Source organism: Stenotrophomonas sp. GD03819 (assembly GCF_029841665.1).
Classification (GTDB): domain Bacteria; phylum Pseudomonadota; class Gammaproteobacteria; order Xanthomonadales; family Xanthomonadaceae; genus Stenotrophomonas; species Stenotrophomonas geniculata.
The window spans coordinates 19,471-30,989 of the sequence record NZ_JAOCEW010000016.1 but is presented as its reverse complement, the minus strand read 5'-3'; the positions used below and the strand labels follow the sequence as shown (position 1 = coordinate 30,989).

The 11,519-nt window shown below is 64.7% G+C and carries 13 protein-coding genes; all 13 read left to right on the top strand.

All coding sequences use genetic code 11. The features are described from left to right. The 13 genes from N5D45_RS11170 (at position 1) to N5D45_RS11110 (ending at position 11,518) form a co-directional block, all read left to right on the top strand. Complete coding sequence (locus N5D45_RS11170; protein WP_197573248.1) at positions 1-1,278, top strand: phage minor head protein; 1,278 nt, start codon at positions 1-3, stop codon at positions 1,276-1,278. Next, positions 1,278-1,847, top strand: coding sequence for a phage virion morphogenesis protein (locus N5D45_RS11165; protein ID WP_197573247.1), 570 nt, complete (start codon positions 1,278-1,280; stop codon positions 1,845-1,847). Before N5D45_RS11170 ends, N5D45_RS11165 begins: the two co-directional genes overlap by 1 nt. A gap of 216 nt (positions 1,848-2,063) precedes the next feature. Next, positions 2,064-3,269 carry a hypothetical protein gene (locus N5D45_RS11160; RefSeq protein WP_197573246.1) on the top strand — a complete coding sequence of 402 codons (1,206 nt, stop codon included), beginning with the start codon at positions 2,064-2,066 and terminating at the stop codon, positions 3,267-3,269. Positions 3,270-3,322: 53 nt separating this feature from the next. After that, a complete protein-coding gene (locus N5D45_RS11155; protein ID WP_197573245.1) occupies positions 3,323-3,676 on the top strand; it encodes a capsid cement protein in 354 nt (117 codons plus the stop codon). A 56-nt stretch (positions 3,677-3,732) separates the two neighbouring features. Continuing rightward, positions 3,733-4,689: a hypothetical protein gene (locus tag N5D45_RS11150; RefSeq protein ID WP_197573244.1), complete on the top strand. Its 957-nt coding sequence runs from the start codon at positions 3,733-3,735 to the stop codon at positions 4,687-4,689. Between the two features lie 162 nt (positions 4,690-4,851). Continuing rightward, positions 4,852-5,337, top strand: coding sequence for a hypothetical protein (locus tag N5D45_RS11145; RefSeq protein ID WP_197573243.1), 486 nt, complete (start codon positions 4,852-4,854; stop codon positions 5,335-5,337). Between the two features lie 9 nt (positions 5,338-5,346). Beyond that, complete coding sequence (locus N5D45_RS11140) at positions 5,347-5,880, top strand: DUF1320 domain-containing protein (protein ID WP_197573242.1); 534 nt, start codon at positions 5,347-5,349, stop codon at positions 5,878-5,880. Continuing rightward, entirely contained in the window at positions 5,877-6,353 is a 477-nt protein-coding gene (locus N5D45_RS11135; RefSeq protein ID WP_236509562.1) for a hypothetical protein, read from the top strand. Before N5D45_RS11140 ends, N5D45_RS11135 begins: the two co-directional genes overlap by 4 nt. After that, entirely contained in the window at positions 6,350-6,562 is a 213-nt protein-coding gene (locus N5D45_RS11130; protein ID WP_197573241.1) for a hypothetical protein, read from the top strand. Before N5D45_RS11135 ends, N5D45_RS11130 begins: the two co-directional genes overlap by 4 nt. A gap of 3 nt (positions 6,563-6,565) precedes the next feature. Further along, positions 6,566-7,321 (top strand): hypothetical protein, encoded by a 756-nt coding sequence (locus tag N5D45_RS11125; RefSeq protein WP_180167700.1) that lies wholly within the window; start codon positions 6,566-6,568, stop codon positions 7,319-7,321. Then, positions 7,321-7,830: a DUF6631 family protein gene (locus N5D45_RS11120; protein ID WP_148239591.1), complete on the top strand. Its 510-nt coding sequence runs from the start codon at positions 7,321-7,323 to the stop codon at positions 7,828-7,830. Before N5D45_RS11125 ends, N5D45_RS11120 begins: the two co-directional genes overlap by 1 nt. 41 nt (positions 7,831-7,871) lie before the next feature. Then, positions 7,872-8,012, top strand: coding sequence for a hypothetical protein (locus tag N5D45_RS11115; RefSeq protein ID WP_153857040.1), 141 nt, complete (start codon positions 7,872-7,874; stop codon positions 8,010-8,012). A 2-nt stretch (positions 8,013-8,014) separates the two neighbouring features. Further along, on the top strand, positions 8,015-11,518 hold the full coding sequence (locus tag N5D45_RS11110; RefSeq protein ID WP_279938944.1) for a phage tail length tape measure family protein: 3,504 nt from the start codon (positions 8,015-8,017) through the stop codon (positions 11,516-11,518). Position 11,519: the final 1 nt, after the last annotated feature.

Below are 11,519 nucleotides of genomic sequence, written 5' to 3'. Positions count from 1 at the left end.
ATGGCCGGCGTTGCCTACGCTCAACTGCCGTTCCAGGAGCAGATCGAGTTCTTCCGCCGCAAGAAGAACGTGCTCACCGAGAGCTACCTGGACGTATGGGAGGCCGAGCACGACACCAGCTTCATGGTGGCTGGTGCCAACCGTGATGCCTTGCTGGCCGACTTCCGGCAATCCATCGACCGTGTCATCGCCGAAGGCCGCACACTGCAGCAGTTCCGCGAAGACTTCGACCGGATCGTGGCTACGCATGGCTGGGACTACAAGGGCGGTCGGAACTGGCGCTCGCGGGTGATCTACGAGACCAACCTGCGCCAGAGCTACAACGCCGGGCGCTGGGCCCAGCTGCAGCAGCTGATCAAGGTGCGGCCATTCTGGCGTTACAACCACAACGATGCCGTCGAGCACCCTCGGCCGCTGCACGTGTCCTGGAATGGCCTGGTGCTGCGCCATGACGATCCGTGGTGGCGCTACCACTATCCGGCCAATGGCTGGGGCTGCCAGTGCTATGTCGATGCGCTCAACGAGCGCGACCTGCGCCGCTTGGGCAAGGAAGGTCCCGACACGGCCCCCGAGATCGTGATGCAGTCGGTGATGGTCGGGCAGCGAAGTCCCGGTGGGCCGCGCACGGTGCTGACGCCGGCAGGCGTCGATCCTGGCTTCGGCTACGCACCAGGTGCTACGGCCGATCACTGGCCCAGTGGCCGTGGTGGTCCGGTAACACCGCCATCGCTGACAGGCCAACTGACCTCCGCTCTGCAGAACGCCCTGGAGACAGGATCCCGGTTGCCGGCCGCACCCGCTGCGGCCAGTGCCGCCCAGGCGTTGGCGCGACCGCGTGCCAAGGATGCACTGCAGGCCGGCTATGCCAGCTGGCTGGCCAGTATTGACGCCGATACCACCCACGCTGCTCGCTACCTGGCCGGCGCGCTGTCTCCCGGGCTGGTGTCGCAGCTGCAGCGCGCTGCCGTTCGGCCAGCGACGGCGGCCTTTGCCGTGTTGGCCGACCAGCTCCCCATCACGCGACCTGGCGCGGTGGCCATCGCTGCGGCCGAGCTACCGATTCGCCTGCTCGATGCAGTGGCCATCCTATTGGACGTGGCCGCAGGCCACCTGCGCTATGTCCTTGCGGTGGGGCGTCCGGCCTTCATGGTGGTCGACGTGGCCATCTCGGAAACGGGCGTCAGCACCATCGAGCCCCAGCTGCAGATGCTGATGCCTTCTGATCTCAAGCGCAGCGTCGCTGATGGCACGCTGCAGCTGCTGCAGGGAGCGCTCTGATGGCGCAGCTGGAAGTCACTCTGGATTCGGCAACACCTGCGCTGGCTGATGCGCTGCGCCAGCTGGAAGGCGAAGCCCGGCAACTGATCCTGAGGGACTGGGGCGAGTACCTGCTGAGCTCGACGCGCGAGCGAGCCAAGAAGGAGCGTGACCCGACCGGACAGCGGTGGCGTGCACTGGAGCCAAGCTACAAGCGCTGGAAGCAAAAGAAGCGCCCCGGCGTCCCGATTCTGAAGTTTGATTTCCACATGCTCGGCGACATGGCGTCGTGGCAAACGGATGGGAGTGATGCCGTCCTGGTCGGTACCAATGCGCCCTACGGCGCTATCCATCAGTTCGGCGGCACCATCCGTCACGCGGCACGTCCGGCCAAGATCCACTTGAAGACTGGCAAAGGCGGTAACCGGTTCGTCAAGGCCAATCGCAAGAATGCGCGCTACAAGCGCTCGATCACGATGCCTGCTTACACGAACACTATCGCCGCCCGCCCTTGGCTTGGCGTCAGTCGCGAGGATGAGAAGGAGCTGCTGGATATCGCTCAAGATCACGTGAGCGGCGCCTTCGACTGATCATCGCTTGGGAGGCGCTGTGCGCGCCTCAGCATGCCACGCGCCACACTCGGACCTGCCCCGGCCCTGATTGGTGTCTGACACGCCTTTGCGGCGCGCGTCGATGCGTTCTTGTGTGCGGGCTGAGCACCGCATGCGCAATGCGCATCAGCGCAGGAAGTTTCATGCGGACCGCGGTCCCAATACATGAGACGACTCTGCGGGAAAACTGGCGGCATGAACCAGCCCGCCGCCACCCTGCAGATCTTCAAAGCCGGCACGCATGTTGCCGAAGACGGCCGCACGCTGACCTTTAGCGAAGCGGATGTTCAGCAGATCGCCGACAGCTACGACCCGGCGCTGCATGAAGCGCCCATCGTGGTGGGCCATCCCAAGACCGACGATCCGGCCTATGGCTGGGGCAAAGCACTTCAGGCCAAGGATGGCCTCCTGTTGGCCGAACCGCATCAGGTCGATCCTGCCTTCGCGGAGCTGGCCAACAACGGCCGCTTCAAGAAGATCAGCGCCTCCATCTTCATGCCCGATTCGCCGGGCAACCCGACGCCGGGCAAGTACTACCTGCGCCACATTGGCTTCCTGGGCGCACAGCCGCCGGCTGTGAAGGGGCTCAAGTCGGCCTCTTTCGCCGACGGCGATGACGCTGCCTGCTTCGCCATGTCGTTGGCCCCGCTGGGCTGGACGCTGACGGATCTGTTCCGTCGCTTCCGCGACTGGCTGATCGATACCCAAGGTCTGGAGACAGCGGACCAAGTCATTCCGGACTGGCAGATCCGCGGCATCGAGAGCAGCACACGCGATGACGACAACTCGCGCACGTCGGCCCTCTTCGCATCGCCATTGCTCACCCAGTTCCCGCGCAGCGCCCACGGTGCGCCTGCGTCCGTCCAGGCACCGCCTCCCACTCGTGAACAGGTCAAATCGGAGATCGACCCCATGTCCCAGCAGAACAACGCCGAGCACACGCAGCGTCAGCAGCAGCTCGACCAGCAGGCTTCCACCCTGGACGCTCGCGAGAAGGCCCTCGCCGCCCGTGAACAGGCCGCGCGACGCGAAGACGCAGTGGCATTCGCCGAAGGCCTGGTCAAGGAAGGCAAACTGCTGCCGCGCCAGCAGCCGGCTGTGGTGGAACTGCTGTTGGCTCAACCCAATGGCAAAGATCCGCTGAACTTCGCCGAGGGCGAAACAACGGTGTCCAAGCCGGCCGAATCGGTGCTGCGCGAACTGCTGACCAGCTTGCCCAAGGCCGTGGACTTCAGTGAGAAGTCTGGTGGTGAAGGTGTGGAGCCAGGCGCGGCCAACTTCGCTGCACCGGCTGGCACCCAGGTCGACCCGGCACGGCTTGCGCTGCACAACAAGGCGCTGGACTACCAGCGTACCCACGCGGGGGTGGACTACCTCACGGCGGTCAAAGCGGTCTCCTGACCTGCATCCAAACGCAGCTTCTCAACTCATTCCTCGCGCTGGAGCGCAGAACCATGACTCAGAAAATCTCGCTGCTCACCCTGGCTGTCATCGCAGCAGTCGCCTTGGAAGCCGAGCGCGTCGTCGGTCGTGACGGACAGTACGCCACCGCTGGCGGCAACGCCTTCGGTGTGACCAACACCAGTGGAGTGGTGGGCGACCGGGTGCCCGTTGATGTGGTGGGCACCAGCATCGCCACTGCCGGCGGAGCGTTTGCCGACGGCGCCTACCTGCAGGTGGGATCTGCTGGAAAACTCGTCGCTCGCACTACCGGTGTTGCCGTTGCTCAGGCTCTGCAGCTTGCCACGGCAGATGGTGACCGCGTCGAAGTACTCCTGATCCCCAACGCGCCAGCGACCACCGGCTGATCTCGGCCGCAATTGCCGCCGCTCATCGTTCTCACCATCTCGCAGAGAGACCTTCCATGTCCCAGCAGACTCTCCGTCAGGCTCGCATCATCGATCCGATCCTGACCACCCATGCACTCGGCTACGTCCGCCCCGGCAACGTCGGCCAGTTCCTCTTCCCGCGCGTCGACGTGGCCACCTTTGGCGGTCAGATCCTGACGTTCGGAAAGGAAGGCTTCCGTCGCTACAACACCAAGCGCGCGCCGGGCGAAGCCACCAAGCGCGTCCAGTTCGGCTACCAGGGCAAGCCTTACGCCATCATCCCTGCAGCGCTGGAGGCGGTGGTTCCGGATGAAACCGCCAATGAGGCGGCCAACGGCCCCGGCCTGGACGCTTCGCAGGACGCGGTGGATATCGTCCTGGACATCATGGAGCTGGAACACGAGTGTGAGTGCGCTGACGTGGCGCGCAACGCGGACAACTACGACAACGAACACAAGGTCGCTCTGGTGGGCGTCAATCGTTGGCGCGGTGCCTCCGGTGATCCGACTGCTGATATTGGCGTCGGCAAGGAAGCCATTCGTTCCAGCATTGGTATGCGGCCGAACACCGCGATTCTGTCAGCGGCTGCATTTGAAGCGGCCAAGGCCAATCCGAAGATCCAGGACTACCTCAAGCATCGCGGCTTCAATGCGCTGACTACCCAAATCCTGGCGTCGATGTGGGAAATCCCGAACATCTACATTGGTGAGGCGGTGGTGGCTACCGGCCAGGATGATGACTTGGGCGATGTGTGGGGTCAGGACGTGATCCTGGCGTTCGTGGCCCCGCCGAGCGGCGGCAACCGCCGCAACCGCGCGCGACCGAGCTATGGCTACACCTACAGCATGGCGGGCGAGCCCAATGTGCGTCAGGCCTATCGCGAAGAAAACTGCCAGTCCTGGATTCACCCGGTCAACAACAACCGCACTCCGGTGCTCAGCGGCATGGTCGCGGGCTACCTGATCCAGAACGCAGGCGCGCCCGCAGCGTGATGAAGGGGGCCGGCGAAGGATAGTCGGCGTAGTTGCCGCTTTACCCGTACAACCCAGCGAGCGGCAGCACCAGGCGAACGCGGGACCTGGCCGTGCGAAGCACAGCAAAACCATGCGTGACAGCCGGAGAGCACGGCACCACACATACTCGGAGATCTCGTCGTGGCCAAGCCCCGCACTGCGCCGCCCAGCGCACCCAAGACCGTCCAGAACGACAAGCCGGCCGACGTGCCAGCCGTCACGGAAGAGAAGGCGGCCGACGCGTCGCCGGCAAAGGACGGTTCGGTGCCGGAGGAAGGCCGCGGCGACCCAGAGTCCGCCTCGTCGGCCGTCTCCGCAGCCAATGGAGCCGCAGTGGACCAGCCGCAGGGTGATCAGGCAGCGGCTGATCAGGACATCGGCAACGGAGCGGAAGCGCCTGCGCCCGATGCTGCGTCTCTCGATGCTGCTGCCGCGCCTGCTACCGCCACAGTTGGCGACGATGATGCGCCGAGCACCTGGTGCTTCGAAGTACTCAGCCCGTTCAAGCACAACGGCGTGGTCGTCAAGCCGCCGGCATGGATCGAGATGGGCTGGGAAGAAGCGCAGGACTACCAGGATGCCGGCGTCCTCGGTGACGAACCGGCAGACCCGGAAGGCCTGGAGTAACCGGCTGCCATGTCCTATTGCGCGCTCACACTGCTGTCGGCGGCCAAGCTCGCCCAGGAACTGGCGCAGGTGGCCACGCCGGAGCGCTATCCGATCGTGGACGATGCGCTGATGGATGCCACGCTGCTCGGCGGCGATCGCAGCGCCTTCGACCCAGCCGACGTGGCAATCGCCGATGAGGCGGCCGCGCACGTGCAGCGCGCTCTGGACGACGCCGATGGCGTGATCAACGGCTACCTGGTCATGCGCAAACCCAAGCCCTATCCGGTGCCGCTGCCGGCGCCGGTACCGGGCATCGTGTCCACTTGGGCGCGATGGATTGCGCGCTACCTACTGCACAAGGATCGGGTCAATACCGAGGAGCGCACCGATCCGGTGGTACGCGACTACAAGGAAGCACTGCGCTTTCTGGAACTGGTACGCGATGGCAAGTTCAGCCTCGGTGTGGATGACCCCCTGCCGGCGCCGAGCGGTGGCGCTCCTGAGGTCTGTGCACCGCCGCGGGAGTTCAGCCACCGCACCCTGCAGGACTACGGCCGGTGAGCACGCAGCCCTTCGACATTGGCCTGGTGCGCGATCGCATCCGTCAGGGCGTCAGCGACAAGGAACTGCGTCAGGTGCAGGGCAGCGCCGACTACGCCGCCGTCCAGGCGCTGCGCGACTTCCCTGCGCCGTGCTGCTACGTGCTGCTGGCCCGCGAGATGCCGTTGGAGACCAAGACCGGCGCTTCGCTTCCCGGCCAGCAGACGCGCCTGGCGCAGTTGGTCGAAGTGAACTTCGCGGTAGTGACCGTGTGCCGCAACTACCGCGAACAGCGCGGCGGCCAGGTGATCGATGAGCTCCGGATCCTGCTGGGCAAGGTTCGCCAACCACTGCTGGGCTGGACGCCGCCCATTGCCGGTGGCCGTGCCTGCCAGCTCATCGAGGGCAACCTGGAGGACTACGACGCCGCTACCGCCCTGTGGGTCGACGTATGGAAGACCCAAGCCCTTCTTCAACCTGAGATCCCGCGATGACCACCCAGAAATACACGATCAAGAAGCCGGGCCTGACGCTGTCACGCAAGCCCATTGCCGCCGGCGAAACAGTCGAGGTTCCCGCCAACCTTGTGCCCTGGGCAGTCGAACGCGGCTTCATCGACGCCCCCGAGACTGATTCTTCCCCCAACACGTCGCGCAAGGCCAGTGGCCAGCCGACCACTGCCAGCGCCCAGGAGGCGAAGTAAGCCATGTCCGAGACCGAATATTTCTCCCTGCAGGGACGTGTGTATCTGGGCCTGCGCAATCCCGACGGCAGCCGCGCACCAGCGCGCTGGGCGTACGACGCCAGCGTCCTGGAGCTGACCATGTCCAGCACCCGTGAAACCAAGAAGGAGAGCTGGTCGGGTGTGCGCGGTGTGGGCGCTACCATGACCACCGAGCGCAACCTCGGCGTCAATCTGACCCTGGGCCAGCTCAACACCGATCACCTGGCGCTGGCCACCGACGGTACCCGCATGGAGCTGGCTGCCGGCTCAGCGGCCAACGAGGCCATTGGCACGGTCAAGCCGGGTGACGTGGTCGCACTGGAGTATGCGGCGATCAGCGCGCTGGTACTGGAAGGGGGCACCCCGGCCGCGCCGCTGGTGCTGGACACTGACTACACCGTCAACCTGACCACCGGCATCATCACTTTCCTCACGGCCAAGACGGCGGTGGTGGCCAAGACGTACGAGTACGCTGCGCACAGCCTGGTAAAGGTCTTTGAAAGCACCAAGTCCGAGTACTACGTGCTCTTCGACGGCGTCAACAGCGTTGACGGCACCACGATGCGCTTCCGCGGCGAGGTGCACCGCGTCACCTTCCCGGCGTCGGAAACGCTGTCGCTGATCAATGACACCTTCGGTGAGATTGCGCTCACCGGCGAGGCCAAGATCGACCCGGTACGACAGGCCGATCCGCGCTTCGGCCTGTATGCCCGTGCCCTGCTGGTGGATGCAGCCTGATGGCCAAGGTGATCGGCAATGTCGGTCAGCAGTCCTCCGGATCCGGCACTACGGATCCGGGGGCCGTAGCCGGTGAGCTGGACGTGCTGGCCGGACAGCAGCAGGGGCAGCTCGGCGGAAAGACCATCACGGTGCGCGAGTACGGCTTCTTTGAGGCCGCTCGCATTCTGCAGACCGCGGCACCACTGGTTGGGGACCTGCAGCCGCTGTTCGAAGGTGCCGATCCGCCTTCCATGCTGCAGGTGATGGACGCCCTTATGTCCCACCCGGATCTGATCCGGCATCTACTGGCATGCTCGATCGCAGCGCCGCCGGCTGATGCCAAGGACCACGCAGCCGAGGTGCGGGAGCAGGAAGCGTGGCTGGAGACGCTCAACGAAACTGACGGCGAACAGATGCTGCTGTTGTGGTGGCAGGCCAATAGCAGTTTTTTTCTCCGCCGCCTGCTTCGAAACGCCGTCAGTCAAAAGGCACTCCCGTCGGTTACGGACGCGTCTTCACCGACCTGATCAACGCGGGCTACGGCCGCAGCTTTGGCGATATCGGTCGCATGACCAAGCGCCAGATATCCCTCGCCTGGGAGCACGTCCAGGCTCAGCAGCGGCGGGCACGGCGGGAGCGCATTACCGACGCCAACGCTGCGTATGCCGGCGGTAATTCGATGACCACCTTGCTGAAGGATCTGAAATAACAATGGCTTCCTCGCGCAACCTCGAACTGGCGATGCGTATCGCCCTGGACATCGAGCAGGTGCGCCAGGCGCTGCCAGTGGTCCAGAAGGGGCTCGCCTCGGTCAAGGGCGCTGGCCAGGATGCCGGCGCCGGCTTGGGCGACGTCACGAAAGAGGCGAAGAAGGCCGCTGATGCCTTGGATCGGGCCGCCCGCAGCAGCGCCGCCTCGGGCAGTCAAATGGAGGATGCTGGTCAAAAGGCGGCCGCCGGTGCGGCGGGCATGGCCACGGCAGGAGAATCAGCCAAGGCCATGTCGGCGGATGTGGCCACCGCCGCAGATCGCGTCCGAACGTCCGGCGCGGCGGTGCAGAAAACGGTGGCCGATGAGATCCGCCTCATCTCCGAGCTCGATGCACGTCTGGAGCGCGGCGCGGCGAGCATGTCCGACCTGGCCGACACCGAGGCGATGCTTGATCGGGTGATGGCGCGCGGCCTGATCACCACCGAGGACTACAACAGCGCGCTCAAGGCGCTGGATAAGCAGGAAGCTGGCCTGGCTCGGTCGGAGCAACAGCGCCAGCGTGCTGTTGAGGGCGCCCTAGGGCGCTATGACAGTGCATCGGTAAAGCTGCAGAAGCTGGAACGGGACGAGCAGGAGCTCAAGGCGGCGGTGGATGCCGGCCGCATCAGCCGCGAACAGTACAACCGTGCCCTGACGGGCATTAATATCCAACGTAACGCCGTCAAGGTTGCCGAAGCGAACAGCCGCAGCCTGGGCGCCGGGGCGATCTCGGCCGGCCAGTACCAGATGGCCATGCGCCAGTTGCCGGCGCAGATCACCGATATCACCACCAGCATCGTCAGCGGCATGCCGATCTGGATGGTGGCCATCCAGCAGGGTGGCCAGCTGAAGGATTCCTTCGGCGGCGTGGTCCCGGCCGCGCGCGCGCTCACCAGTGCGCTCAATCCCGCGGTGGTCGTCCTGGGCGGTGTGGCCGCCGGACTGGGTGTTGTTGGCTTTGCCGCGCTGCAGGGCTACAAGCAGCTGCGAGCCTTCGACGCCGCTGTGATCTCGACCGGCCATTCACTTGGCGTGTCCAGTGGTCAGCTCTATGCCCAGGCGAATGCCATCGGGGCGGCGACTGGCGAGTATTCCGATGCAACGGCGGCTGCGCAGCAACTTGCGGCCAGCGGGAAGCTGACGGCCAATACGCTGTCCACTGCAATCAGTGTCGCAGTCAACCTGGCCAAGCTCACAGGTGAGTCGATCGAAAGCACCACCGCAAAGGTGGTCGAGGTCTCCAAGGCCCCTTCGGCTACGCTAGCCAAGCTCAACGAGCAGTACCACTTCCTCACCGCAGCGGTGTACGAACAGGTTCGAGCGCTGGAGGACCAGGGCAAGGCGACCGATGCCGCCAAGGCAGCGCTGGAGGCGATTGCCAATGTCAGTGACCAGCGCGTCAAAGAAATGGAATCGCGGGCGGGCTATCTGGAGCAGGCATGGGATGCAGTGGCCCGTACGCTCAAGAGGGTTTGGCAAGGGCTGAAGGACATTGGCCGCACCGACTCCGAGGCGATGCTCCGCGCGGAGACCGCGGCGATGCGCGGTACGACCGAGCAGCTGCAGCAGGCGCTGAGGAACGGCAATGCCCCGGCAATCGGCTACTACTACGACCAGCAGATCAAGCAGATCGACCGACTCCGCAAGGCGCGGGCCGCCTACGATCGTGACGTCAATGCCGCCGAGAGCGCCGGGCAGACCCAGCGGATCCAGGATGCCGGCGTCGAAGCGGCCAAGGCGATCGCCTCCGGTCTCGAGGAGGGTGCCAGCAAGGCGGAGAAGCTGAAGAAGGCGACTGAAGAGGTTGCCAAGCAGTTCCGCGAGTTGCGCAAGGCCAATCCAGGAAGCGACCTCCTCAAGGGTGTCAGCTTCGGCGACGACGGTAGCGTCAGCGGCGGCGCCTATGACAAGCGGATTGCCCAGCTGCAGGAGAAGTTCAAAGAGCGCACTCGAAAGACCCCGAGGACCGAGAGCCAGAAGGATGAGACCGCGGCACAGCGGGAGCTGGAGCGACTCAAACAGCAGATCGATCTGGTCGGAACCCTGGATGAAACGCGCAAGAAGGCAACCGAGACCGCCCGCATCCAGGCGGCCATTGCCGAGGGCAATTTCCAGAACGCTTCGGCGAAGACCAAGCAGGAGCTACTGGACGAAGCCAAGAAGCTGGATCTGGCCAACCTCCGGGTCGAAGCCGATCGCAAGATGCTGGACATCCGTGATCGCATTGCGGCCTTGCAAGGACGTGGTCCCGATGCAGAGTTGGCCAAGACCACGCGCGAGCTGACGAAGCTGAAGGAAGAGCTGGAGGCTGCGGGCCGAGCAGCGGATGCCGCCGACATTTCCAAACTGATGGATCTGAGCAAGGCCAGCACTGACCTCAAGAACCTACAGGAGGCCTACGACAGGGTAATGGGCGGGATTGCACTGGAGCAGCAGCGGATTCAGCTGGAGCTGCAGGCTGGCCTGATCACTCAGGCGGGCGCGCAGCAGCGCGTGGTCGATCTCTACCGTCAGCAGTCAGGTGCCCTCCGTGAGCTGGTTCCTCAAATGGAGGCCGCAGCGCAGGCGCTGGGTGATCCTGCTGCCGTGGCAAACGTAGAGCAGATCAAGCTCAAGCTGCAGGAGATGGAGGCGACCACAAACCTGCTCCAACAGTCCATCCGTAACACGCTTGAAGGATCGTTCTCGAACCTGTTCACCTCGCTGATCATGCAAACCGATTCGCTATCCGAGTCGGTGCGGAACTTCTTCCTCAGCATCGCCCAAGGCATTGCCGAGTTCGCGGCCGCGCAACTGGCGCAGGCCGCGACCATGAAGTTGATGGGGGTCTTCGCCGGCGACAAGGGGAATGGCGGTGGTGACGGCGCGCAGGACATGGCCAAGGCTGCGGCAGCTACTGCGGCGGCGGGCGCGATCGTCAGTGTAGGCGCCTCCAAACTGGAGACCTCGGCCACCACCCTTGGTTCGTCCAGCGTGGGACTCATTGTCGGCGCGCAGGCGATTTCCCAGGCAGCTCGTCAGATGCAGGCCGCTGCTGCAGCAATGGCCGTTTCCAGCGCGGCCGGCTACTCCAGTGGCGGCTTCACCGGACCAGGTGGCAAGTACCAACTGGCGGGCTTTGTTCACGCCGGCGAGTTTGTTCACCGCCAGGAGGTGGTGCGCCAGCCTGGTGCGCTGGCATTCCTTTCGGCCTTCAACCAGGTCGGTATGGCTGCAATCGATCGTTGGCGCGGTTATGCCGACGGAGGACATGTGGCATCGATGCCCATGCTGCAGCGGTCCCCCGTGTTCACCAGCGCAGCTTCGGCGCCGCCGAGCACTGCCGCGCAGTTGGGCCTGCGCGTAATCAACCAGGTGTCGCCAGAGCTGTTCGGCGAATACCTGGACGACCCGGGCAGCGACACCACCGTCATCAACAAGATCAGCCGCAACGCTGCGGCGATTCGCCAAGTACTGGAACTCTGAA